The sequence below is a fragment of the Planktotalea arctica genome, from assembly GCF_002105285.1.
GTDB lineage: Bacteria > Pseudomonadota > Alphaproteobacteria > Rhodobacterales > Rhodobacteraceae > Planktotalea > Planktotalea arctica.
The window spans coordinates 390,690-414,384 of the sequence record NZ_MUHR01000005.1; the positions used below are offsets into that span (position 1 = coordinate 390,690).

At 58.1% G+C, this 23,695-nt stretch carries 19 protein-coding genes, 1 pseudogene and 1 riboswitch; of the genes and pseudogenes, 8 read left to right on the forward strand and 12 right to left on the reverse strand.

Annotated features, from left to right (window positions below):
• Positions 1 to 12: 12 nt before the first annotated feature.
• The 6 genes from B9P63_RS06525 to B9P63_RS06550 are packed head-to-tail and all read right to left on the reverse strand — an operon-like array spanning position 13 to position 6,073.
• Entirely contained in the window at positions 13 to 753 is a 741-nt protein-coding gene (locus B9P63_RS06525) for an SDR family oxidoreductase (RefSeq protein ID WP_085307732.1), read from the reverse strand.
• Positions 737 to 1,279: a hypothetical protein gene (locus tag B9P63_RS06530; RefSeq protein WP_139816217.1), complete on the reverse strand. Its 543-nt coding sequence runs from the start codon at positions 1,277 to 1,279 to the stop codon at positions 737 to 739. Before B9P63_RS06530 ends, B9P63_RS06525 begins: the two co-directional genes overlap by 17 nt.
• Positions 1,272 to 2,726, reverse strand: a complete 1,455-nt coding sequence (locus tag B9P63_RS06535; protein ID WP_085307734.1) for an aldehyde dehydrogenase family protein — start codon at positions 2,724 to 2,726, stop codon at positions 1,272 to 1,274. The genes B9P63_RS06530 and B9P63_RS06535 overlap by 8 nt, the downstream gene beginning before the upstream one ends.
• Positions 2,713 to 4,314, reverse strand: coding sequence for an ABC transporter ATP-binding protein (locus tag B9P63_RS06540; RefSeq protein ID WP_085307735.1), 1,602 nt, complete (start codon positions 4,312 to 4,314; stop codon positions 2,713 to 2,715). Before B9P63_RS06540 ends, B9P63_RS06535 begins: the two co-directional genes overlap by 14 nt.
• Entirely contained in the window at positions 4,311 to 5,129 is an 819-nt protein-coding gene (locus tag B9P63_RS06545; RefSeq protein WP_085307736.1) for an ABC transporter permease, read from the reverse strand. The genes B9P63_RS06540 and B9P63_RS06545 overlap by 4 nt, the downstream gene beginning before the upstream one ends.
• Positions 5,126 to 6,073 carry an ABC transporter permease gene (locus B9P63_RS06550; protein ID WP_085307737.1) on the reverse strand — a complete coding sequence of 316 codons (948 nt, stop codon included), beginning with the start codon at positions 6,071 to 6,073 and terminating at the stop codon, positions 5,126 to 5,128. Before B9P63_RS06550 ends, B9P63_RS06545 begins: the two co-directional genes overlap by 4 nt.
• A gap of 75 nt (positions 6,074 to 6,148) precedes the next feature.
• Between B9P63_RS06550 and B9P63_RS06555 the strand changes: the two genes are divergently transcribed.
• On the forward strand, positions 6,149 to 7,261 hold the full coding sequence (locus tag B9P63_RS06555) for an acetoin utilization protein AcuC (protein ID WP_085307738.1): 1,113 nt from the start codon (positions 6,149 to 6,151) through the stop codon (positions 7,259 to 7,261).
• Positions 7,262 to 7,296: 35 nt separating this feature from the next.
• Here the strand turns inward: B9P63_RS06555 and B9P63_RS06560 are convergent, their stop codons facing one another.
• Complete coding sequence (locus tag B9P63_RS06560; RefSeq protein ID WP_085307739.1) at positions 7,297 to 8,775, reverse strand: ABC transporter substrate-binding protein; 1,479 nt, start codon at positions 8,773 to 8,775, stop codon at positions 7,297 to 7,299.
• A gap of 135 nt (positions 8,776 to 8,910) precedes the next feature.
• On the opposite strand from B9P63_RS06560, the gene B9P63_RS06565 reads away from it, so the two are divergent.
• Both B9P63_RS06565 and B9P63_RS06570 read left to right on the forward strand, forming a co-directional pair.
• Positions 8,911 to 10,176 carry an Hsp70 family protein gene (locus B9P63_RS06565; protein ID WP_085307740.1) on the forward strand — a complete coding sequence of 422 codons (1,266 nt, stop codon included), beginning with the start codon at positions 8,911 to 8,913 and terminating at the stop codon, positions 10,174 to 10,176.
• 80 nt (positions 10,177 to 10,256) lie between these two features.
• A pseudogene (locus B9P63_RS06570) lies at positions 10,257 to 11,236 on the forward strand (transposase).
• A 76-nt stretch (positions 11,237 to 11,312) separates the two neighbouring features.
• Here the strand turns inward: B9P63_RS06570 and B9P63_RS06575 are convergent.
• Positions 11,313 to 12,602 carry an acetylornithine deacetylase/succinyl-diaminopimelate desuccinylase family protein gene (locus B9P63_RS06575; protein ID WP_176219114.1) on the reverse strand — a complete coding sequence of 430 codons (1,290 nt, stop codon included), beginning with the start codon at positions 12,600 to 12,602 and terminating at the stop codon, positions 11,313 to 11,315.
• An 82-nt stretch (positions 12,603 to 12,684) separates the two neighbouring features.
• Positions 12,685 to 12,820, forward strand: a riboswitch (FMN riboswitch).
• Positions 12,821 to 12,893: 73 nt separating this feature from the next.
• Between B9P63_RS06575 and B9P63_RS06580 the strand changes: the two genes are divergently transcribed.
• Complete coding sequence (locus B9P63_RS06580; protein ID WP_085307741.1) at positions 12,894 to 13,331, forward strand: 6,7-dimethyl-8-ribityllumazine synthase; 438 nt, start codon at positions 12,894 to 12,896, stop codon at positions 13,329 to 13,331.
• Here B9P63_RS06580 and B9P63_RS06585 read toward each other — a convergent pair.
• Positions 13,328 to 14,326 carry a DUF2125 domain-containing protein gene (locus B9P63_RS06585; RefSeq protein ID WP_085307742.1) on the reverse strand — a complete coding sequence of 333 codons (999 nt, stop codon included), beginning with the start codon at positions 14,324 to 14,326 and terminating at the stop codon, positions 13,328 to 13,330. The genes B9P63_RS06580 and B9P63_RS06585 overlap by 4 nt on opposite strands.
• Before the next feature lie 58 nt (positions 14,327 to 14,384).
• On the opposite strand from B9P63_RS06585, the gene B9P63_RS06590 reads away from it, so the two are divergent.
• From B9P63_RS06590 to B9P63_RS06600, 3 genes are all read left to right on the forward strand, one after another.
• Positions 14,385 to 14,906 (forward strand): gamma-glutamylcyclotransferase, encoded by a 522-nt coding sequence (locus B9P63_RS06590; RefSeq protein WP_085307743.1) that lies wholly within the window; start codon positions 14,385 to 14,387, stop codon positions 14,904 to 14,906.
• Positions 14,907 to 14,984: 78 nt separating this feature from the next.
• Positions 14,985 to 16,196: a biopolymer transporter ExbB gene (locus tag B9P63_RS06595; RefSeq protein ID WP_085307744.1), complete on the forward strand. Its 1,212-nt coding sequence runs from the start codon at positions 14,985 to 14,987 to the stop codon at positions 16,194 to 16,196.
• Positions 16,196 to 18,331 (forward strand): peptidoglycan -binding protein, encoded by a 2,136-nt coding sequence (locus B9P63_RS06600; protein WP_085307745.1) that lies wholly within the window; start codon positions 16,196 to 16,198, stop codon positions 18,329 to 18,331. Before B9P63_RS06595 ends, B9P63_RS06600 begins: the two co-directional genes overlap by 1 nt.
• 9 nt (positions 18,332 to 18,340) lie before the next feature.
• Here B9P63_RS06600 and B9P63_RS06605 read toward each other — a convergent pair whose 3' ends face one another.
• The 3 genes from B9P63_RS06605 to gloB form a co-directional block, all read right to left on the reverse strand.
• Positions 18,341 to 19,309: a M23 family metallopeptidase gene (locus B9P63_RS06605; protein ID WP_085307746.1), complete on the reverse strand. Its 969-nt coding sequence runs from the start codon at positions 19,307 to 19,309 to the stop codon at positions 18,341 to 18,343.
• Positions 19,310 to 19,311: 2 nt separating this feature from the next.
• Positions 19,312 to 21,636 (reverse strand): ATP-dependent Clp protease ATP-binding subunit ClpA, encoded by a 2,325-nt coding sequence (gene clpA, locus B9P63_RS06610; protein ID WP_085307747.1) that lies wholly within the window; start codon positions 21,634 to 21,636, stop codon positions 19,312 to 19,314.
• A 203-nt stretch (positions 21,637 to 21,839) separates the two neighbouring features.
• Complete coding sequence (gene gloB / locus B9P63_RS06615) at positions 21,840 to 22,607, reverse strand: hydroxyacylglutathione hydrolase (protein WP_085307748.1); 768 nt, start codon at positions 22,605 to 22,607, stop codon at positions 21,840 to 21,842.
• Between the two features lie 62 nt (positions 22,608 to 22,669).
• Between gloB and B9P63_RS06620 the strand changes: the two genes are divergently transcribed.
• The gene (locus B9P63_RS06620) at positions 22,670 to 23,434 is read left to right on the forward strand and encodes a class I SAM-dependent methyltransferase (protein WP_085307749.1); all 765 of its coding nucleotides are present in this window, start codon (positions 22,670 to 22,672) and stop codon (positions 23,432 to 23,434) included.
• Positions 23,435 to 23,695 lie beyond the last annotated feature (261 nt).

Sequence of the window (23,695 nt, forward strand, 5' to 3'; positions counted from 1 at the left end):
TGAAGCAATGGGCTAGATGCAGCGTCCACCGTCGACTTCCATGCACACGCCGGTGATCATGCTGGCCTCGTCCGAGCACAGGAAACAGGCGGCGTTGCCCATGTCTTCGGGCGTGGAAAAGCGGCCAATGGGGATGGTGGAGAGAAATTGTGCGCGCCGCTCTGGCGTGTCCTCGCCCATGAAGGAGGCAAGGAGCGGGGTTTCACCAGCTACGGGGTTCAGCGCGTTAACGCGTATGCCAAATGGGGCGAGTTCGACGGCCATGGTTTTGGTGGCGGTATTCATCCAGCCTTTGGAGGCGTTGTACCAGTTGAGATTGGGGCGCGGGCTTACCCCTGCAGTGGAAGCGACGTTGAGGATAGAGCCGGATTTGCGCGTCTTCATTTGGGGATTGAACGTGCGCGCAATCAGGTAGACGGATTTGCAATTTACAGTGAAAACGCGGTCGAAATCATCCTCTGATATGGTCTCCATCGGGGCGGGCAGGTGGGTGACGCCGGCGTTGTTAACGATAATGTCCACATGGCCCATTTCCTTTATGGCGAGATCTGCCATGGCTTGAACGCTGGCACCGTCGCTGACATCGACCGTGCAGGGTGTGCCGTTGATCTCTGCGGCGATGGCTTGGGCTGCATCGGCGTTGATGTCCGCGACCATGACATGCGCGCCCACGGCGGCGAATTTGCGCGCGATGCCGGCGCCAAAGCCGGATCCCGCGCCTGTGACGATGGCAGTTTTATTTTGTAGTCGCATTGTCGTTTCCTTGTTTGGGGCGCTCACGCCACATGACGTATAGCGCGGCGAGCGCGCCTATGATTCCGCCGAAATAGCTCGCTTCGTGCATGATCGCGGCGCGCACAAAACCGATGGGATCGGAAAAGGCATCGATCATCGGCAGGTAGCCCACCAGCGTGTTTATATCGGCGATATAGCCAAAAGAGAGGCCGACAAAAGCGCCGATGCCAGTGATAGATGTGGCGACCCAAATCGCATTGAGGCCCGCGTGGAAGTAACGGCGGCGACCCGCTTGTGTGAACAGGCCGAGTGCGAAGGCAGGTAGACCCATGAGCAGGCCCATCCACCAGCTTGCCATCGCGCCGACGACGCCCGCACCAATGCGGTTCTGCAGCACGGGGTCGATATCGAATTGCGCGAATTTGACATCGTAGAAATAGCTCGCACCAATGGTAAAGCTGATCTGATTGTGCAGCACGCCGAAGGCGGCAGCCGCGAACATCGCGCAGAAACACAAAAGGATGAAGACGGCGAGCCTAGCCATGTTTGGCAGCAACGGTCTTGAGCGTGGAGAAGCCGTAGAGCGCCTCAAAACCCTTTTCGCGGCCATGTCCGGATTTGCCGATACCGCCAAAGGGAAGTTCGACGCCGCCGCCTGCACCATAGTTATTGATGAAGACTTGGCCGGATTTCAGCGCTTTTGCGAGGCGCATTTGGCGTGCGCCGTTTTCGGTCCAGATGCTCGCGACAAGGCCGTAATCGGTGCCGTTGGCTATTCTCAGGGCGTCAGCTTCGTTCTTGAACGGGATGACGACTTGGACGGGTCCGAAGATTTCTTGCTGCGCGAGCGGGTGGTTGGGATCAGGGCAGAGCAGCAGATGGGGCGCGACGTATGCGCCTGACTTGGGGGCATCGGGGGCGACTTGGCCTGTGGCGGCGATCTGCAGGTCTTCGCCTAGCTTTAAGAACCCTGTTACAATGTCTTTTTGACGGGAAGATATAAGAGGGCCGAGATTGAGATCGTCCATCGCGGGGCCGACTTTGAGCGCTTTGTAGCGTTCTGACATGGCTGCGACGACCTCTTCATAGCGGCTTTGCTGAACAAGGATGCGCGATGACGCAGAGCAGGTTTGACCCGCGTTCTGGATGCCTGCGTTGACGAGGAAGGGCAGCGCTTCAGCGAGGTCGGCATCCTCAAACACGAGTTGCGGGGATTTGCCGCCAAGTTCCAGCGTGACTGGGATGACGTTTGCACCAGCGGCCTGCTGCACCAGAGCTCCTGTCGCCACGGAGCCTGTGAAAGAGATGTGTTGGACGTTTTTATGTGATGAGAGGGCTGCACCCGCCTCTGCGCCAAGTCCGGGGACAACGTTGAGCGCGCCGTTTGGCAAGCCCGCTTGCCGCGCGATTTCGGCGAACATGAGGGCGGTGAGGCAGGCTTCTTCCGCTGGCTTCAGAACCGCGGCATTGCCCATCGCCAATGCCGCGCCAACAGAGCGGCCAATGATTTGCATCGGGTAGTTCCATGGCACAATATGGCCCGTGACACCGTGGGGTTCGCGCAATGTGTAGACGGTATAGCCGTCGAGATATGGAATGGTTTCGCCGTGAACCTTGTCCGCAGCACCCCCGTAAAACTCCATGTAACGTGCCAGCGCGACAGCATCTGCGCGCGCTTGGGCGTAGGGTTTGCCCACATCGCGGGCTTCTAGCTCGGCGAGAAAATCGACGTTTTCAAGGACGAGTTGACCGATTTTTGTGAGGATACGGCCCCGTTCCAGTGCCGTTTTGCGTCCCCATTCCCCGCTCAAAGCGTTTTGCGCAGCATTGACTGCCGCGTTGATATCATCGCTTTGGCCGCGCGCGATTTGGGTTAACTCGCTGCCGTCCGAGGGATCTATCAAGGCGATGGTCTGGCCGGATACGGGCGCGCGCCATGTGCCGTCGATCAGGCAATGGCAGGGATTGAACGGAAGTTTAGTCAGGGGCATCGGCAAGTGCTTTCACATCTGGAAGGGTCGGGGCGGCGGCTATAAGGCTAGCGGTATAGGGGTGGTGCGGATTTTTAAAGACTTGGCGTGTTTCGCCGTCTTCGACAATTTCGCCGTCTTTCATCACCAAAACGCGGTCGGTTATGGTGCGCACAACGGATAGATCATGACTGATGAAGAGATAGCTTAGCTCATGGGTCTGCGTCAGCTCTGCAATCAGATCAAGAATTTGCGCGCGGATCGATACGTCTAGCGCGCTGACAGCTTCGTCGAAAATGATCAGTTCGGGATTGATAATCAGCGCGCGTGCAATGGCGATACGTTGGCGCTGGCCGCCTGAAAACGCGTGGATGTATTTGTCCGCGTCAGAAGGGTGTAGGCCTACCGCGATAAGGGCTTCGCTGATACGGTTTTTGCGCTCTTGCCCGCGTGGTGGATCGGGGAGCAAATGGAACGGTTCGGTGATGATGCGCGCGACTTTGTGGCGGGGATTGAAGCTGCCGTACGGGTCTTGGAACACCACTTGCAAGCCGGATCGCAGGGCAGGGGGCATATCTGGTCCGACCTCTTGACCGAAGGCCGTGATGGAGCCGCCTTGCAGCGGTTCAAGCCCTAGGATTGCGCGGGTGAGGGTGGATTTCCCGCAGCCGCTTTCCCCAACCAGTCCGATGCGCTCGCCTTTTTTGAGCGTGAAACTGACCGCGTTGACTGCACGCGTATATTCACGTGGGGCGAAGAGTTTGGTGCGCGGTTTGGGGTAATCGCGCACCGCGTCTTTGACGATCAAAAGCGCGTCTGATGGGATGTTGTTTGGCAGCGTCACTTCGTGGGCGGAGGCGGCGAAAAGCGCCTTGGTGTAATCGTGCTGCATGTTTGCGAAGAGCGTTTTGGTTTCGCCCGTTTCCACAACTTCACCGCGGCGCATGACGACAATTCGGTCGGCCATATTGGAAACCACGGCAAGGTCGTGGGTGATCATCAACAGACCCATGCCAAAGTCCTGAACGAGGTCTTTCAAGAGGTCGATAATTTGCGCCTGGGTGGTGACATCGAGCGCGGTTGTTGGCTCATCCGCGATCAACAGGCGCGGGCGCAGCGCGATGGCCATGGCGATAACGACGCGCTGGCGTTGGCCGCCTGAAAGCTCGTGCGGAAAGCGCGCGAGGCTGTATCTTTCGGGGGGAAGGCCGACGCGCGCCAACGTCTTTTCGGCACGGTGCCGCGCCTCTTCGCGGCTGGCATCTGTGTGGAGCAGGATGGTTTCCATGACCTGATCGCCGATGCTCATCAAAGGATTGAGCGCGGTCATGGGTTCTTGGAACACCATCCCGATATCATTGCCGCGCAGTTTGCACATGTTGGCGTCGGGAGTGTTCAGCAGTTCCGTTCCATCGAGTTTGATCGAGCCAGTTGCGGCAGTTCCACGTGGCAAGAGCTGCATGACGGAAAAGGCGGTAAGCGACTTGCCAGAGCCGCTTTCACCGGTGATCGCGACGATTTCACCCTTGGCGACTTCGAGGCTGACGTTCTTCAAAATCTTCAGAGCATGGATGCTGAGACAGAGGTTTTCTATGCTCAAGAGCCTCATGTGCGCTCCACTCTGATGCGGGGATCAAGCAGATCGCGCAGGCCATCGCCCATGAGATTGAGGCCAAGCACCGTGAGAATAATCGCACCGCCGGGGATGAGCGCGAGGTGAGGTGCAAAGCTGACCATGGTCTGCGCATCCGCCAGCATGCGCCCCCAGCTTGGCAGCGGTGGCTGCGCGCCAAGGCCGACATAGGATAGCCCGGCCTCGGCGAGGATGCCGAGCGAGAACTGGATCGTACCCTGCACAATCAGCAAATTGGTGACGTTGGGCAGGATATGTTCCATGGAAATGCGTGCGGGGCCTTTGCCCGAGACACGCGCGGCCATGATGAATTCGCGTTGCCACAGTGGTAGCGCGGCGCTGCGAGTGAGGCGCGCGAAAACGGGGACGTTGAAAATGCCGATGGCGATGATCGCGTTCACTGCGCCGGGGCCGAAAACAGCGGTAATCAGGATCGCGATTACCAGTGAGGGGAAGGCAAAGACCAAGTCGTTGCCGCGCATGATGACCTCGTCCAGCAGACTGCCTTGGCGCGCTGCGGCTGCGAGGCCAAGAGGGACACCAATGCTCATACCAATACCGACTGCGATCAGCGCAACGGCAATGGACGTGCGCGCACCGACCATGATCATCGAGAAAATATCGCGGCCGAAGTGATCGGTGCCGAGCCAGTTCGCAGCATTGGGCGTCTTGAGTTTATTGGGAATGTTCATCTGCGTGACGTCAAAGGGCGTCCAGACGAAACTGACAAGCGCTGCCGCAATGAAGATTGCTGATAGCACACCGCCAATGATCAGATTGCGCGAGGTCATGTGCGCGATCTCAGTCGTGGATCGACCCACGCATAAGCGAGATCTACGATGAAATTCACCATGATTACGGCGAACACGAGCAGCATCACGACACTCTCGACGACGATCAGATCGCGCTGCGAGATGGATTGAAAGACAAGCCGTCCAAGGCCGGGGAGATAGAAAACTTGTTCGATAATGATCGACCCTGCGAGCAGGAACGAGAATTGCAGACCGATGATCGTGAGCACAGGAATGAGCGCGTTGCGCAGCGCGTGACGCCAAAGGGCTTGGCGTTGGTTCAAGCCCTTCGCACGGGCGGTGCGGATAAAATCCTCGTTCAGGATATCAAGCAGGGAGGAGCGCATGACCCGCGCGAGGATCGCAGCTTGGGGCAAGGCCAGCGCGATCGCAGGTAGTGTGAGCGCTTTGAAGCCAGTGAATAAACCCTCGTCCCAACCCGGAAAACCGCCGGCTGAAAACCAGCGCAGGTTGATCGCGAATACCAAAACGAGCATCATCGCAAACCAGAAATTCGGGATCGCGACGCCAAGCTGCGTGGCACCCATAATGCTCACATCGCCCGCGCCGCCGCGCCGCGAGGCGGCGTAAATTCCAGCAGGAAAGGCGATTAGAGTCGATAGCGCGAGTGCGTACAATGCAAGAGGAAGCGAGACCCAAAGCCGGTCTGCCACCATGTCTGCGACTGGCGTGCGATAAGTGTATGACGTGCCAAAATCGCCCTGCAACATGCCGAACGTCCATGACAGATAGCGCTCCAGCTTGCTCTGGTTCAGGCCGAGTTCCTCGCGCAGCGCATCGAGCGTATCCTCCTGCGCGTTTATCCCGAGCATAAAGCTCGCTGGATCACCTGGCGCGACCTCGATCACCAGAAAGATGACGAGGCTGGCGATGATCAGGCTGATCACGAGGGACAGCAATCTTTTGAGCGAATAGCGCAGCATTCGGGTACGCTAGGCGAGAGGCGTGGCAGGGTCCAGAGGGCTTGTCGCGGCGCGGATGCGTTGTATGTGAGGGGAATGTTGCAACGCCCGCTTTTTATCGGCTCGGAAATTTATCGCAGTTCGTCCTATGGCGGGGCGCACCCTTTGCGCGTGCCGCGTGTATCGACCGTGATGGACCTTAGCCGTGCGCTTGGCTGGTTGCCCGATGCGCAATACGTGACCTCGCCGCGCGCGAAGCCAAAGGCGCTTTGGGCGTTCCACACGCCAGAATATGTTTCTGCGCTCGCAAGGGCAGAGCGGCGCGGCGATGTGAGCGCTGCGGAGCGCTCGCAATTTCATTTGGGCACGCATTCCAATCCTGTGTTTGGCGAGATGTTTCGTCGCCCTGCGACGGGCGCAGGCGGTGTTATGCTCGCGGGTGAATTGCTGGCGCATGGCGGCATTGTGCATGTTCCCGGCGGTGGCACACATCACGGCATGCCGGATCGTGCAAACGGGTTTTGCTATCTCAATGATCCTGTTCTTGCGATCAAGTCGCTGCAGCACCATGGTGCCGGGCGCGTCGTTTACGTCGATATTGACGCACATCACCCCGATGGGGTGGAGGTCGGATTTAGGGGTGATCCGTTGGTGCGGATGATTTCTGTGCATGAGGAAAAGCGCTGGCCCTTTACCGGTGCACTTGAAGAGGCTGCTGGTGGAAGTGCGTTCAACTTGCCTGTGCCGCGTGGATTCAATGACAGCGAAATGCGGATGGTTTTGCACGAATTGATCCTGCCCTTGATTGAGTATTTTGCACCCGAAGCGATTGTGCTGCAATGTGGATCAGATGCAATTGAGGAAGATCCGCTATCGCGTTTATCCCTGTCCAATAACGCCCATGTGGAGGTCGTTCATGCTTTGATGGGGCTTGCGCCAAGGTTGCTTGTATTGGGTGGAGGAGGCTATAACCCATGGAGCGTTGGGCGTTGCTGGACACGGGTTTGGGGCGTGCTCAATGGTTTCGATGCGCCTGAATTTATGGATGCAAGGCCTGAAAGAGTTCTGCGTGGGTTAAGTTTTGAGGGAAATTCTAGAGGGCGCAATCCGCCGGAACATTGGTTTAGAACACTTGCGGATCAACCCAACGAAGGCCCTGTACGCAACGAAATACGCACGCGCATTAAAGTATTGCGCGCGCGTTCTTAGGGGAGTGCGAATTTTCTAGAAAATTCGAGGCCCGCTTAATTCGACCATGATACGCCAGTAAGATCGGTCGCCTGCGTTGGCGCGTTCTCCCAAAGGCCCTGCACCTTGGCATCCGCGACGGTCGGGAAGGCCAGTTGGAAAAGATAGCCGTTCACATAATCCTGCGAAATCGTGGTTTGCGCCTGTGCGATCATATCGGAACGCATTGCCGGATCGGCGGTTGCATTCAACTTGGTCATAAGCGCTTGAAACTCGGGATTGTCATACTGAAAGTAATAATCGGGTCGCGCATAGATGCCGATATCGAACGGCTCTGTGTGGCTGATCACGGTCAAGCCGAAGGTCTTGCCGCGAAATACTGTCTCCAGCCACTGCGCCCATTCCACGTTGATGATTTCGGCCTTTATGCCGACCTCAGCCAGTTGAGCCGCGATGATTTCACCGCCGCGCCGCGCGTAAGAGGGGGGCGGCAGGTGCAGCGTTGTTTCAAATCCGTCGGGCAGACCCGCTTCGGCCAGCAGCGCTTTGGACTTTGCCGGATCAAAGGCCGACATGGCGGTCAGGTCCACATAATCGGGATTGTGCGGCGCGAAATGCGTGCCGATGGGGGTGCCATAGCCGAACAGCGCACCGTCGATGATCGCTTGGCGATCAATCGCATGAGCAAGCGCTTTGCGCACTTTGATGTTATCGAAGGGTGGCATTTTGTTGTTGGTGGACAGGATCGTTTCGCCCTCCGAGCTGCCGACGAGGACCTGAAAACGAGGATCAGCTTCGAACTGCGGCAGATTTTCTGGGGCCGGGAAACCTGCGAAAACGTCTACGTCCTGCGCCATGACGGCGGCAAAGGCGGCTGTCGAATCAGAGATGAATTTGAACGTCGCCGTCTCTAACGCGGGGGCTGCGCCCCAATAGCTATCGTTGCGCGCCAATTCGATCTTGTCGCCCTGCACCCAGTTCACGAATTTGAACGCGCCTGTGCCAACGGGCATCTGTTTGATGTTCTCGATGCTTTCGGGCGCGACGATCACTGCATCGCCCCACGCAAGGTTAAACAGCATGGAACCATTCGCTTCCGCTAGCGTCAGCTTCACATTCATCGGGTCGACAACCATGACATCCGTGATGCCTGCATAAAGCGCCTTTTGCGCGTTTGTGCTGTCCTCTGCGCGCGCGCGATCGAGCGAGAATTTCACATCATCTGCGTCCATCGCCGTGCCATCGTGGAAGGTAACACCGGCGCGTAGTTTAAACGTATAGCTCAGACCATCGGCAGAGATTTCCCAGCTCTCGGCAAGGCCCGGAACAACCGAGCCGTCGGCCATGAAGCGCGTCAGCCCCTCGAAGACGTTGGAATAAAGCACGCTGTCGATCGCGCCTGCGGCTGCGGACGTCGGATCAAGATGTGGCGGCTCCAGTTGCAGTGCGACCGTGATATCGGATTTGGCAAAGGCTGCACCTGCCAGCAAGGCAGCGGCACTTACACCTAAAAAGAGCGTGCGAAGGTTGGACATTTGAGACTCCCGAAGTTTGTTTGAAAAGAAGGTTAGCCACTTCGCCCAAGTCTGGCTAGCCAAAGATTGCGCGCAAATCAGGGCTTGCGGGGCGCGCGCTCTCTTTGTAAATCGCTGCTTTTGGCGAGGCAGGGCATGAGTAAAGAGCAAAGCGGCGCAGTTTTGGCCATCGATTTTGGCACGTCCAACTCGGCCGTAGGCGTATTTGCGCAGGGCAAGGTTCGGTTGATCGAGTTGGAGCTGGGCAAGCAAACCCTACCCACCGCGCTGTTCTTCGATTTCGAGGACAAAACGGTGGCTTTCGGTTCTCAGGCCGAACAGGCTCTGTTCGAGGGCGCATGGGGGCGCTACATGCGCGCGCTCAAATCCTTGCTTGGCACGCCGCTGATCCGCGAAAGCGGCATGTTTCTAGGCAAGCGGATGAGCTATCTTCAGATCGTCGCGCGCTTTTTGTCAGAGATAAAGACGCGCGCCGAGTGTGAAACAGGCATGCTCTTCACCAAGGCGCTTTCGGGTCGCCCTGTGCGCTTTCATGCGGATGAGGCGCGCGACATGCAGGCATTGGCGGATCTGCGTGAGGCTTATCATCTAGCGGGCTTTGCGGAAGTCCGCTTTATGAACGAACCCGAGGCGGCGGCGCGTGCGCAGGCACGTATTTTGCAGGCGGGTGATCTAGGCCTCGTGATAGATATCGGGGGTGGCACCTCGGATTTTACCCTGTTTCGCACCAAAGCGGACGGCAGCATTAACACGCTTCGCAGTGAAGGTCTGCGCCTTGGCGGCACGAATTTCGACCGTTTGCTTAGCTTCGATCACGTGATGCCGCTGATGGGGCGGGGTAGTCAGATCCGCCACGTTTTTGGCGATCAAACCCATCAAGCGCCCAACGCGATTTTCGCGGACCTCGCCACATGGCAAAAAATCCCGTTTCTCTATACGCCCGATACCCGCCGCGCTGCCAAGGATTTGCTAAAATACGCCTCGGCACCAGAAAAACTGACCCGACTTGTACGTGTGCTGGACGATGAGCGCGGTCATGATCTTGCCTTTGCTGTCGAGGCCGCGAAGATTGCGCTTAACAGCAAGCCATTGGCGCAAGTCGATATGCGCCTCGGTGCTCTGGAAAAGGGGCTGAGCGCGCCGCTCTACGCGCTTGCGCTGGAGCATTCCTTGCAGCCCTCTGCCGTGCAGATTGCCGAGACTGCACTTGCCTGCACGGAGGGTGCAGGCGTTCAGGCCCAAAGCGTCACGCACCTCATTCTGGTCGGTGGTTCCAGCCTCATGCAAGTCGTGCAAACTGCCATTTCAGACGCTTTTCCGGATGCCGAAGTCCACCATGGCGCCGCGCTCACGGGGATCATCGAGGGCCTTGCTGAAGCCTCTGGCGAATGGCAGCCCTGAGCCTATTTTGTTGGAAAACTCTTGTTGATTTGAAGTGCTACCGCTGATTCACTTTCCTTATGGATTGGGAGGAAATGGCGATGTTGGGACCGAAGCAAGAGGCGCAAGGCGCGTTGTTTTATGAGTCCTTGATTGAAGATCATGTTCCGCAAGATCACCTGCTACGTTCAAAGGACCGGCATGGGCGTTTCCGTGACAGTGATCTTTTGCGTCACTTGTTTAAAACGACTGTGGCGCGCTTCATTCCGATCCCGCCAGCCAGTGGGCTTCAGCCCGCAAAGGGCACGCTTTCTTTGACTATTCTACCAATCACCTCATCGATATGGACTATAGTGTCATCGTCGACGTTGAGGCCAAAACATCGATCCGACAAGCTGAAGTTGGGTCTGTGCGCGCGATGCCGGGTCGGGTTAAAGACACGTTTAATCTGCATCCTGAACGCATCATCGAAGACACGGCTTACGGTTCCGGCCCGATGTTGGGCTGGTTGGTGGATCGCAAGATCGCACCCCATATACCGGTGATTGATAAGGCTGGCCGCACCGACGGCACTTGGAACGGAACTGACTTCGACTGGGATCCAGCGAACGATCAATATGTCTGTTCAGAAGACCAATCACTCAAACAGTTCCGTCGGAACTGTTCTGATCCCAACTGGGGCCCGGACGGCAAAGGCGTCGCCAAGTATCGCGCCCTGAAACTGACGTGTCAGGCGTGCCCATCAAAAGCAAAATGCTGCCTAAATGCCGACTTCCGATCAATCACCCGCGAAGAACATGAAGGCACCCGTCAGGTTGCCCGCGACATCGCCAAAACCAAACAATATGTCATCTCGATGCGGCTCAGAAAGAAGGTGGAAATGCTCTTTGCCCCCCTCAAACGCATTCTCGGGCGGCGAAGGCCGCGATTACGCGGCCCATGCTGCGCGAATGATGAATTCCACCTCGTCGCGCCCGCCCAAAACCTCCGCAAACTAGCCAAGCACTGCCCGTCAGGGTATTGGCCGGGCCAATGCACGAGAGGGATCTTTCCTGAACTGCAGCAAACGCGCAAAGCCTGATAGGAAAGGCGCACGAGCCCCGTTCAAGACGCCAATTTCTGAGCTAGCAACACGGTGTTTTCCTCTGAATCAGCCCTTAGCACTCGCCCATCAAAAGCTGTGCGAGCGCGTGCGCCATAACTTTGGCGCTATCGATCATATCCTCGACGCCGACATATTCGTCAGGCTTATGCGCCAGCTCTAAAATGCCAGGTCCGTAGGCGATGCAATTCTTCAGCTTTCCAATCCGGTCAATGTGCTTTTGATCATAGGTTCCGGGGGACGCAACGTAGCGTACTTTTTTGCCCATCACCGCCTCGATCGAGCGCGCGACAGTCTGCACAACGGGCGCTTCTTTATCGGTCATCGAGGGCGCAACGTGATTGAGTTCGCGCATCGCATATTCGAAATTGGGTCGCGTGACGCGCAGTTCTTCGAGTAAATCTTTTACCTCACCGCTGACGCCCGCGTGGTTTTCTTCGGCCAGATAGCGGCGATCAATCACGATGCGGCAACTGTCCGGTACGCAGTGTGAGGGCAAGGCCGTGCTGCCCTCCGCCTGCTCATTCTGGCCACCATGGATCGAGTTGATATTCATCGTGGATTGGCGTGCACCCTCCGGAATGACTGGCATTTCTGTGTGGCGTGCGGCCATGGCTGGGTAGAGCGTGTCCTCGAACTTTTCGAGCACCGCCCCCATGTGGCGCACGGCGCAATCGCCAAGAAAGGGCATGCAGCCATGGGCAATTTCGCCGAATGTTTCAATTTCAGCCCACCAACCGCCACGATGACCAAGGCAGATTTGATCAACGCCTAGCGGCTCTGGAATAATCACATGTTGCACGCGGGACGGCGCGAAAAACCCTTTTTCCGCCAAGTAGGCCACGCCGCCGTAGCCGCCGCTTTCTTCATCCGCCGTGCCGCTGATCTCAATGGCACCGGCATAATTCGGGCATTCCTCAACAAACGCTTCCGCCGCAATGATCGAGGCGGCCAAGCCGCCTTTCATATCGCAGGCTCCGCGCCCATATATTTTTCCGTCGCTTAATTCTCCGCCAAAGGGATCAAATGTCCAGCCTGCGCCGACCTCAACTACGTCGATGTGGCTATTGAAGTGAACGCACTCCCCTTTGCGTGTTCCTTCGCGGCGGCATACCACGTTCCAGCGGGGATATTTGGTGCAATCCCCTGGCGCGCCCTCTGCGCGCACCATTTCCATCGTAAAGCCACTACGCGACATGCGTTCGCCCAAATACGTGCAAATCTCGCGGTAGTTTTCACCGGGAGGGTTGAGCGTCGGTATGCGGATTAAATCCTGCGTCAGCGCGATCAAATTCTCGCGTTTGGCCTCGATCCGTGCCGCAAGTCGGCTTTGCACATCGCTCATCTCATCCCTCCGCATGTCCACAAAACCCAGAGTGACGCGGCGCGCCAAGTCTTGCAAGACCTCGCATCCCGTGCCACCAAGTCATTGTTCTCAGGGCAGGGTGAAAGTCCCTACCGGCGGTGATAGCCCGCGAGCGCCTTTGCTAAAACGTGAGGGGTCAGCAGACTTTGGTGGAATTCCAGGGCCGACGGTGAAAGTCCGGATGAAAGAGAGCGGTGTGCATGTCCTTACGGGCAGGTAGGCCAATGCGATGCTCTGGGGCTTTTGTACGTCTAAAACAAAGGTTCCAAAATGACGAAACAACTGAAAATAGCGTTTATCAAAGCGCAATGGCATGCCGAGATCGTTGATCGCGCGCTTGTCGGCTTTGAGGCGGATATGGACGGCGTTGATGCGACGGTTCAAATCACTGCCTTTGATGTGCCGGGCGCGTTCGAGATGCCGCTTTTGGCCAAAAAACTAGGTGTGTCGGGTGATTTCGATGCTGTGGTCTGTGCGGCGCTAGTCGTGGATGGCGGCATTTATCGCCACGATTTCGTGGCCGCTGCCGTGGTTAACGGGCTGATGGAAGCACAAATGAGCACAGGCGTGCCCACTTTCTCTGTCTCGCTTACGCCGCACCACTTCCAACCCACCGCTGAGCATATCGGGTTCTACACCGATCACTTCGTTAAAAAAGGCGCAGAGGCCGCGCAGGCCGTGCGTCAGACGCTGATGCACTACGCCTAACGCAAGCGAAACAGCGGGGCCGGACCAATCGGGATCGGCCCCAGCTTCATCTGACCGCGATCCAGCGTCAGCGGCAGATCCAGCGTGTTGCGATTGCCGGACAGACCTGAGAGCAAGGACAGGCCTTGCTCCATAGGGCGCTGCAATTGCTGCGGCACTGCGCCGCTCGCCACGCCAAGCGCTAGAATATCGCGCCAGTTCTGGGCTTTGATCGTCACCTCGCCGCTCGCGCGCCCTGCGCTATCCACATCGAAGGCCCCCGCAAGGCGCAGATCAAGCTGACCCCATTTCGCTTCGATCAACTTCACCTCAACCCGCGTCGGCTGCGGACGCGCAGCTTGCAGCGCGCTCACGTCCCAAGGTTTGTCGAACCGCACCGTCACATCGCCGCGCGCGTGCTCGAGCGTCTCGGGTAAGAGCCCCGCTTCAAGGCGTACGCCTTTGGGTTGAGGCAAGGCCACATCACGCGCTTCGAGCCCGAAATGATAGGTGCTGGTCGTTGTCTCGACCCGCTCCACCGCGACAAGCATGCGTGTTGCGCCATAGGCTGCGCTGGCGTCTACCGCCGCGCTTACGTCCTCAGCGACAAAATTCGCCTTTTCCAGCGCGAGCGACGCGCTTTTCGTCACAATCAGGGAGGCACGCATATCACTGCTGGTGATCGCGGCCTTGCCAAAGGGGGTGGCGATGCTCTGTGTGTTTGGCCAGACCGCGATCAAATGCTGGGGTTTGTAGCTAAGCGCGAAAATCTGCAAGAACGGCGCGGCATAGGCGACGCCCGTATCTGGGTCTGCCAGCGAAATATCGTTGATCGTGGTGTCGAACCGGCTCGGAAAACCGCGCGTCTCGATGCTGGTGTACTCCGCGACCCAGCCCTCGCTGCGGCGCTCCTCAAACCAGCGCTCGAAACCGGCAGTCGCGCCATTTGCGCCAAAAAACCAATAGCCTGCGTAAAGTGCTGCGGCCGTGATGATCACAAATAACAGTCGTTTCATCTCTTTTCCCTTATGCTCGCGTGGTGTTTAAGGCAGCAAGCTGAAAAGGACTAGTGAGATGTGGGTGTTTGGGTACGGATCGTTGTTGTGGAACCCGGGGTTCGCGTTCGAAGACAAGAAAATCGCGATGATGCAGGACTACGCGCGCAGCTTTTGCATGCGTTCGATCCATCATCGCGGCACCGTAGAGCACCCGGGGCTGGTGCTGGCGCTGGACGGGATGAGCGGCGCAAGCTGCGAAGGGGTTGCCTTCAAGGTCAAGGCGGGACTGGAAGTGCAAACGCTGGCGTATCTGCGCGAGCGCGAGCTCGTTTCCTCGGCCTATCTGGAGCGTGATCTGCCCGTGCAAATGGTCGGCGGCGAAACGGTTGAAGCGGTCAGCTATGTGATCGATCCGGCCCATGATCAATATTGCCATCTCGATCTGGAAGAGCAGGCGCAGATCATTTCCACCGCCGTTGGCGGGCGTGGCCCCAACACTGAATATCTGCATAATACAGCGCAACACTTGGCAGACCTTGGCATCGAGGATGCAGACCTGAACTGGCTCTCGCACCGTGTTCGCGCGCTTTGCGCATAACTCTCGCATAACCCTTGGCTTGGGCGCGTAAAACGCCTAACCTGATGCGAAATAAGAAACGTGTCAGGAGCAGTCCCCTTGGACAAGCCAGACCGCGAGATACGCGCGCAGTTCTCACAGCCATGGCGGCAAATTACGTTGATGCTGATCGTCAGCGGCTTTGTTGGGGCCGGTGTCTTTATTGCATTGCCCCGTGTTTTGCCGATCTTTATCGCAAATCCATGGCTCAACGGGTTCATCCTTGGCGTCTTCGCCATCGGTGTGATGGCCTGTTTTTGGCAAGTCTTCCAGCTGATCAAGATGGTGCGCTGGATTGAGGAATTTGCTTCAGAAAAGCAAAGTGTTGACGCACTGTCGGTGCCACCTTTGCTTGCGCCTTTGGCAACGCTTTTGCGCTCTCGCGGCGCGCGCATGCAGATTTCCAGCAGCTCGACGCGCTCGATCCTCGACTCTGTTGCAACGCGCATCGATGAGGCGCGTGAAATCACGCGATACATCGTTAACCTATTGATTTTTCTAGGACTTCTCGGTACGTTCTACGGCCTTGCGACCACCGTTCCCGCAATTGTCGATACCATTCGAAACCTCAGCGCCGCTGAGGGTGAAACAGGTGCAGATGTGTTCAAACGCCTGCAATCGGGACTTGAGGCGCAGATGGGCGGCATGGGCGTCGCCTTTGGGTCTTCCCTGCTTGGCCTTGCAGGATCGCTTGTCGTCGGGCTTTTGGAGCTGTTTGCAGGTCATGGCCAAAACCGTTTTTACCGCGAACTCGAAGAGTGGCTGTCCTCCATCACACGCCTCGGGTATTCCAGCGGCGACGGTGAGGGCGGCGTTGAAAACTCCGCCATGGCGGCCGTGGTCGATCACATGGCCGAGCAGATGGAAGCGCTGCAACTCATGTTCACGCAAAGCGATGTGTCACGCTCTATGGTTGACGAAAAACTGGGCACTTTGACCGATGCGATTTCCAGCATGACCGAACGAATGGAGGCGACAGGCACCGCCACCGATGCGCTCTTGCGCGTGGCCGAGGGGCAGGAACGGCTGATCGCTAAACTTGATGGTGGATCGCTTGGCGGCGATGGCATGGATGCCGAAAGCCGCATGCGCTTGCGCTCCATCGATGTTCAAATGCTGAAAATCCTTGAAGAAATGTCAGCCGGGCGCGCGGAAACCATGGCGGAGTTGCGTAGCGATATTGGTGCGCTGGGCCGCATTCTCACGCAGCCGCGCAAAGCCCCCGCAGGGGCGGCAAAGTCGCAGGCGTCGCGCACGCGTGACGGTGGCTAATGGCACTTTCGCGGCGCACAGGGCAACGGTTTCAAGGCTCTATCTGGCCAGGTTTTGTCGATGCAATGACCGGCCTGTTGCTGGTTTTAATGTTCGTTCTGACGATGTTCATGGTCATGCAGTTTGTGCTCAAAGAAACGATCACAGGGCAGGAAAGCGAACTTGATGATCTTGGTCAGGAAATCGCGGCCCTCGCCGAAGCTTTGGGGTTGGAGCGCGATCGCAGCGCGCGTCTTGAAACAGACCTCGGCGCGTTGAACGCTACGCTCGATGATGCGCGCACGCGCAGCGCTGCACAATCCTCTTTGATCGCCGCACTTCAGCAAGAACGCAGCGAACAAGATGCGGCCCTGATGCAAGCGCAAGCCGAGATCACCAGCTTCGAGGCGCAAGTCGCGTCGCTCTTGTCGCAGCGCGACGCGGCCTTGGGCAATGTTGCCGCGCTCGAGCAATCGCAGGCCGCTCTCTTGTCCGAGAAAGAGGCGCTCGATCTTGCGCTCGCCTCTGCGCTCACGGAAATTGACGCTGGCGTGGAAGCCGCGCGATTGGCCGCTGCGCAGCGCGAAGCGATGCAGGCGCTGATCGCTGATTTACGGCAGGACGGCGCTGACAAGGATGCCGCGCTCAGCGCGCGCGCCGCTGAATTGTCCGAGGTGCAAGATGCGCTGAGCGAAGAAGAGACCGCGCGCCTGCTCGAAGCAGAAGCGGCAGCCGCCCTGCGCGCGCGGTTGCAAAACGCCGATGCGGAATTGACGGCCATGACCCTAGCGCTCGAGGCGCAGCGCAAGGATGCTGAAGAGACGCTGACCTTGCTCGCGGCGGCGCGCACTGCGCGCGAGAATTTGAACGCGCAGCTTGTGGCGGCGCTGACGGCAGGGCAAAATTCGGATGCGGCGAAAGCGGCAGTAGATAAGGAACTCTCTGATGTTCTGGCGCAATTGGCCTTTGCGCGCGCTGATCTGGACGAGGTGCGTGCGCTGCAAGATCAGACGGCGGCGCAAAAGCAAGAGAGCGATGCCCGCGCGGCGGCGCGCCTTGCCGAGTTGAGTGCGGCGCAGGATGATGCGGATATCAAATTGGGCGCGCTGCAAGATGCGCAGGCGCAATCGGCGCAAACCATTGCGGCGCTGACGCAGGAATTGGCGCGCACGCGCGATGCGCTCGCCAAGGCGCAGGCGGATTTGACCATTGCGCGAGACGACAGTGAGATCGAACTTAGCCTTGCCGCAGCCCTTGCCGCGCGCACCGCTGTCGAATTTGAGCGCGACGAGGTGCAGCGCCAGTTGGCGGCAGCGCTCGCCGCGCGTCTCGCCGCCGAACAGGAGGCTGAAACGCGCCTTGATGATGCCAGCCAACAGTCGATCTTGCTTGCCGCCGCGCGCGAGGAATTGGCGCAGCAGCAATCCGCCGCGACGCAAGCGCAGCGCCAGACCGAAGCGCTCAACCAGCAAGTCGCGGCGCTGCGCGCGCAGCTCTCCAGCTTGCAGGCAATTTTGGACGAGGCAAAGGTACAGGATGCAGCGGCCAAGGTGCAGCTGCAAAACCTCGGCTCCGAGCTCAATTCCGCCCTCGCGCGCGTGGCGGCTGAAGAGCGAAAACGCCGAGAGCTCGAAGAGGCCGAGCGTAAAAGACTAGAGGCCCAGGCAGAAGCGCTACAAGCACAGACCAAGGATTTGCAACGCTACCGCTCGGAGTTTTTCGGACGTTTGCGCGATGTGCTGGGCGCGCAGGACGGCGTTCGCATCGAGGGGGATCGCTTTGTGTTTTCCTCAGAAGTGCTGTTTCCGCCCGGGCGCGCCGCGCTCTCGGATGAGGGGCGCGGCGAAGTTGCCAAAGTTGCGAATATCCTGCGTGCGATCGCGGGGGACATTCCGCCGGAAATTGATTGGGTGATCCGCGTTGACGGGCACACGGATAACGTCCCGCTGTCGGGGCAGGGCGAGTTTGCAGACAACTGGGAGCTTAGTCAGGCGCGGGCGCTTTCAGTGGTTAAGTACATGGTTAACTTCCTTGGTATTCCGCCTGATCGCCTTGCCGCGAACGGTTTTGGACAATACCAGCCGGTTAACCTTGTGGACAGCGATGAGGCTCGCGCGCAAAACCGCCGGATCGAACTTAAATTTACTGAGAAATAAGGCAATCGACTAGCGCGGGATCGTGAAGCTGCCGCGCTGCTCTGCGATGATTTTACCGTTGCGCGTAAGCGTCGTTTCAGCGACGTAGTCGCCCCCCGGCCAAGGCGCGGAGCGGCGTTTCTTGCCGATAGCGCGAAAGAATATGGCAAGATTTTTCGGTAACTCATAGTTCTGCGACACCTCGAAATTTCCAGGGCCGGTGAGTGTCATATCAACGCTGTCCCCTGCAAGCCCGCCAAAGAAGTAGCTGAACGTAATAATCGCCGGTGACGTGCGGCTCAGATTTTGATCGGCCAGACCCATTTTTACGTCGGTGAATTCGGGTACTTGGGTTGCGAAGCCCAGATCGAGGAGTCCAGCTTCCTGAAACAGCGGTGCCGTGTCCCACATCGCTTTTAAGGGAGCATCTCCGCATTCGGGACCGTCTGGGGCAAAAGGATCGACAGGTTCGCCATCCTTGCGCACGGAGAGGTGCATGTGTGCAAATTCAGTGCGGCCGCTCATCCCCATATCGCCTAAATGCGCACCCGACGCCACACGCTCGCCCCGTTTTACCCGCACGGAGCCTTGGCGCAAATGGCAGTATTGGGTTTGCCAACCGTCGCCGTGATCGATCACTATGCCGTTGCCGCAATCGCGCCCTTTGATGGCAGCTGCGTCGATTTTCCCATCCCAGGCATCGGCCATTTCATCGCGCACGCCCATTACAGTGCCCGCTGCTGCGGCAATCACGCGAACCGCGTTTTCGCGCGCGGCAGCCGCGGTTGGCACTGCGAAATCCGTCCCCTTATGAGCGTCGTAGCTGCGTGGACCACACATGAAATCGCTATGCCCCGCACCGGGATCGTGATCCATGTATTGCTGGACGTAACACGTCTTGCCCAGTTCGCAATCAACCGGAAGCGACAATGTAGGAGCCCCCGCAGCGGGGGCGGCTGCGAGGGCTAGAAAGGCAAGGGCGCTGAGAGCGGCGCGCATGGTTAATCGGCGGTAAGCAAGGGCGGCTTTTTACCGGACAGGCGCGGCTTGTCAGGGCCTTCGGTCGTTAGAACAATCTTGCCGTCTTTAACGTCGACCTTGACCAAACCGCCTTTGGCCAGCTTGCCAAAGAGCAGCTCTTCGGCAAGCGGCTTTTTGATGTGCTCCTGAATGACGCGGCCAAGCGGGCGCGCCCCCATTTTGCTGTCATAGCCTTTATCGGCGATCCATTCGGTCGCCGCTTTTGTCAGCTCGAAGGTTACATTGCGATCCATCAGCTGCGCTTCGAGTTGCAGAACGAATTTCTCGACCACCTGCATGATGACTTCTTTTGGCAGTGCTCCAAAGCTGATGACAGAATCCAGACGGTTGCGGAATTCGGGTGTAAACGTGCGCTCGATCGCGGCTGTATCCTCGCCGGTGCGTGCGGAGCGACCAAAGCCCATGGCTTCCTTCGCTTGCTCGGCGGCACCTGCGTTGGATGTCATGATCAACACCACATTGCGGAAATCCACCGCGCGGCCATTATGATCGGTCAGCTTACCGTGATCCATCACTTGCAACAGGATGTTGAACACATCGGGATGCGCTTTTTCGATTTCATCGAGCAACAAGACGCAGTGCGGATGTTGATCGACACCATCGGTCAAAAGCCCGCCCTGATCAAAGCCGACATAGCCGGGGGGCGCACCGATAAGGCGTGAAACTGCGTGTTTTTCCATGTATTCGGACATATCGAAACGTAGCATTTCTACGCCCAGGGTATCAGCAAGTTGCTTGGCGACTTCGGTTTTACCCACGCCTGTTGGTCCTGCGAACAGGTAATTGCCAATGGGTTTTTCAGGTTCGCGCAGACCCGCGCGCGACAATTTGATTGCCGAGCTGAGTGCCTCGATCGCCGCGTCTTGGCCAAAGACCACGCGCTTCAGGCCCGCTTCCAGATCACGCAGCACTTCTGCATCGTTCTTGGAGACGTTCTTGGGTGGAATGCGGGCAATTTTGGCGACGACGGCTTCGATTTCACGCGCGCCGATCGTCTTGCGCCGCTTGCTTTCCGCGAGCAGATGTTGTGCCGCGCCCGCTTCGTCGATGACGTCGATTGCTTTGTCGGGCAATTTTCGATCATTGATGTAGCGCGCCGCCAACTCGACCGCTGTTTTGATCGCTTCGGCAGTGTATTTGACCGAGTGATGTTCTTCGAAATACGGCTTGATCCCTTTCAGGATCTTCACGCTATCCTCCACCGACGGTTCGTTTACGTCGATTTTCTGGAAACGGCGCGATAGGGCACGATCTTTTTCGAAGTGCTGGCGGAATTCCTTGTAGGTGGTCGAGCCCATAGTGCGCAGCTTGCCGCCTTGTAGCGCTGGCTTCAGCAGGTTGGAGGCGTCCATTGCGCCGCCGGAAGTCGCACCCGCGCCGATGATCGTGTGGATTTCATCGATGAACAGCACGCTATCGGGGTGATCCTCGATCTCGGAGACGACAGCCTTTAGGCGTTCCTCGAAATCACCGCGATACCGCGTACCTGCCAAAAGCGCGCCCATATCGAGCGAGAAAATGGTGGTTTTGGACAGGACTTCGGGGATTTCGCCCTGCACAATCTTGCGGGCGAGACCCTCTGCAATCGCCGTTTTACCGACGCCGGGATCGCCTACCAAAAGCGGGTTGTTCTTGCGCCGACGGCACAGGACCTGAATGCACCGCTCCACTTCGCTGTCGCGCCCGATTAGCGGATCGACATCGCCTTTTGCGGCTTTCACGTTCAGATCCACGCAGTATTTCGCAAGCGCGCTTTCTTTTTTCTCGCTGCCAGCAGCTTCCGCAGAGGCTTCCTCGTCCATATCGGAGGCACCGGAGACGGAACGCGCTTCGCCGAAAGCAGGGTCTTTGGCGACGCCGTGCGCAATATAGTTGACCGCGTCATAGCGCGTCATGTCCTGTTCTTGCAGGAAATAGGCCGCGTTGCTTTCACGCTCGGCGAACATCGCAACGAGCACGTTGGCGCCTGTAACGTCAGAGCGCCCGGAGCTTTGCACATGGATCGCCGCGCGCTGGATGACGCGCTGGAACGCTGCTGTCGGTACTGCTTCAGAACCCTCGATGTCGGTGATCAGATTGCTCAGATCGTCGTCAATAAAACTGACGAGGGTCTGACGCAGCTCTTCTGTATCGACAGAGCAGGCTTTCATGACGCGCTCTGCATCGGGTTCATCCACCAGCGCGAGCAGCAGATGCTCCAGCGTTGCGAATTCATGGCGACGTGCGTTGGCCAATGCCAACGCGGAATGGATCGCTTGCTCAAGTGTTGTCGAAAATGATGGCACGGGAGTGCTCCTTTTCTTTTGGCCCTGCTCGGGAATGCCGTGCAGCCTAGGCCGCTTGTCTTAAAGTTTGGTCGATATCTGGCCAGCTTCAAGTTTTTTCTGTTCAAATGTGATCAATTTTCATGTGCGGGCCGTCATATCGGTCACGTTGTCGGCGTGATCTTGGTAAGAATTCTGAGTGTTTCTTGGCCATTTGGCCGGTTTCAAAAATTGTCGCGGCGCTTGCGGACTTCGGTGAACACCTCCACTGCAGAAGCGCCGCTCATACCGAGATGATCGGCGATTTGCGGGCTATGTGCGCGCAAGAACGGGTTTGTCGCGCGCTCGAGTCTGAGGGAAGAGGGCACGGTCGGCGTTCCTGCCTTGCGCGCCGTTTCGGTGACGTCGATTCTAGAAATAAGCGTGGAGTTGCCTGGTTCAATGGTAGCTGCGAATTTTGCATTGGTGGCGGTGTACTCATGGCCAGAGTAGACGACGGTGTCCTCGGGCAGGCTTTGCAGCTTTTGCAGGCTTTCAAACATCTGCGCTGGCGTGCCCTCGAACAAGCGGCCACATCCAAGTGCCATCAGGCTGTCTGCGGTGAACACTGCGTCAAGGCTCGGCATATGAAAGGCGATATGGCCAAGCGTGTGGCCGGAGACGTCGATGATATGGGCGGGCGCGCCGAGCACATCTATGGTGTCGCCCTCGCCCACTGCGCGGCTCAAGGGAGGCAGGCGCTGCGCGTCCGCCTGCGCGCCGATCACGACAAGGCCCTCGCGCCCGGTAAGATCATCCAAGCCATCGACATGATCCCAGTGGTGATGAGTCAAAAGCGCTGTGGTCAATGTCCAGCCGCGCCGCGCCAGTTCCGCGTTGATCGGGGCGGCGTCGGGGACATCGACAATGGCTGCTTCGCGGGTGTCGGCATTGCCGATCAGAAAAGCGTAGTTGTCAACCAAACACGGAATAGTCACGATTTCATAAGGCATGGTGTTTCGGCTCCGTCTTGATATGCTCACATTCAGAGTGGCTGATCGAGAGAGGCGCTGCAATGCACCTTGACGTGCAGGACCTGAGAAATTTCTATTACCGCAGCGCGCTTGGCCGTGCGGCGCAGCGCGCCGTGCGCAACCGTGTGCTGCGCATGTGGCCCGAAGCGCAGGGGCAAACGGTTGCCGGTTTTGGCTTTGCCGCGCCTTTGCTGCGTCCCTACCTCAAGGATGCACGCCGCGTGATTGCACTGATGCCGGGGCCGCAAGGAGTTATTCCATGGCCTGCGGGCTTGCCCAATGTATCGGTGCTCTGCGAGGAAATGCTCTGGCCGATCGACACCGGGCGAGTAGATCGTCTGATCGTGATGCACGGGCTGGAGACCTCAGAAAACCCGACCGCGGTTCTGGATGAGTGCTGGCGTGTGCTTGGCCCGGGCGGGCGCGCCTTGTTTATAGTGCCCAACCGTGCGGGGCTGTGGTCGCGCAGCGATGCCACGCCCTTTGGCTACGGTCGGCCTTATACGCTCTCGCAGCTCGAAACCCAGCTCAAGCGCCATGGCTTTCTGCCCGAGCGCCATGCGGCAGCGCTTTATCAACCCCCGAGCGCACGGCGCGTCTGGATGAAAACCGGTGCGTTCTGGGAACGTGTCGGCGGGCGGATCCCTGTGATCTTTCCGTCCGGCGTCCTTCTGCTCGAAGCGTCCAAGCGGGTGCATGCACCTACCGGGCCGGGGCAGCGCCTTCGCGTGCCCAGCCCTTTGGAGGTTCTCGCGCCGAAACCCGTGCCCGAACCTTCGGTCGGGCGGCGTGGTGATCCTGCGTGATCTGAGGTAGCTTCGTGCCTGCGCTTTAACCCGCTTGATGATTAAGGAATCACGAAAACTCACGAAATCTGAGAAATTTTGTAACGCGTCGATATGCGCATCTCGTCGCAGTTGCCCTAGCCCCTTGTAAAAAAGGCGGGCGGGCGATCACGATATTGTATCAAGATATGTTGCGATGCGGCATTGGCTCTGCTACATCGGCCCAGAATTTCACGCACCGACGTTTGTTGGAGCTCAATCGCTCTCGACCTGCTCCACTTT

Coding starts and splice junctions, on each gene's coding strand:
- B9P63_RS06525 (WP_085307732.1), bottom strand. CDS start 753: ATGCGACTACAAAATAAAACTGCCATCGTCACAGGCGCGGGATCCGGC.
- B9P63_RS06530 (WP_139816217.1), bottom strand. CDS start 1,279: ATGGCTAGGCTCGCCGTCTTCATCCTTTTGTGTTTCTGCGCGATGTTC.
- B9P63_RS06535 (WP_085307734.1), bottom strand. CDS start 2,726: ATGCCCCTGACTAAACTTCCGTTCAATCCCTGCCATTGCCTGATCGAC.
- B9P63_RS06540 (WP_085307735.1), bottom strand. CDS start 4,314: ATGAGGCTCTTGAGCATAGAAAACCTCTGTCTCAGCATCCATGCTCTG.
- B9P63_RS06545 (WP_085307736.1), bottom strand. CDS start 5,129: ATGACCTCGCGCAATCTGATCATTGGCGGTGTGCTATCAGCAATCTTC.
- B9P63_RS06550 (WP_085307737.1), bottom strand. CDS start 6,073: ATGCTGCGCTATTCGCTCAAAAGATTGCTGTCCCTCGTGATCAGCCTG.
- B9P63_RS06555 (WP_085307738.1), top strand. CDS start 6,149: ATGTTGCAACGCCCGCTTTTTATCGGCTCGGAAATTTATCGCAGTTCG.
- B9P63_RS06560 (WP_085307739.1), bottom strand. CDS start 8,775: ATGTCCAACCTTCGCACGCTCTTTTTAGGTGTAAGTGCCGCTGCCTTG.
- B9P63_RS06565 (WP_085307740.1), top strand. CDS start 8,911: ATGAGTAAAGAGCAAAGCGGCGCAGTTTTGGCCATCGATTTTGGCACG.
- B9P63_RS06575 (WP_176219114.1), bottom strand. CDS start 12,602: ATGAGCGATGTGCAAAGCCGACTTGCGGCACGGATCGAGGCCAAACGC.
- B9P63_RS06580 (WP_085307741.1), top strand. CDS start 12,894: ATGACGAAACAACTGAAAATAGCGTTTATCAAAGCGCAATGGCATGCC.
- B9P63_RS06585 (WP_085307742.1), bottom strand. CDS start 14,326: ATGAAACGACTGTTATTTGTGATCATCACGGCCGCAGCACTTTACGCA.
- B9P63_RS06590 (WP_085307743.1), top strand. CDS start 14,385: ATGTGGGTGTTTGGGTACGGATCGTTGTTGTGGAACCCGGGGTTCGCG.
- B9P63_RS06600 (WP_085307745.1), top strand. CDS start 16,196: ATGGCACTTTCGCGGCGCACAGGGCAACGGTTTCAAGGCTCTATCTGG.
- B9P63_RS06605 (WP_085307746.1), bottom strand. CDS start 19,309: ATGCGCGCCGCTCTCAGCGCCCTTGCCTTTCTAGCCCTCGCAGCCGCC.
- gloB (WP_085307748.1), bottom strand. CDS start 22,607: ATGCCTTATGAAATCGTGACTATTCCGTGTTTGGTTGACAACTACGCT.
- B9P63_RS06620 (WP_085307749.1), top strand. CDS start 22,670: ATGCACCTTGACGTGCAGGACCTGAGAAATTTCTATTACCGCAGCGCG.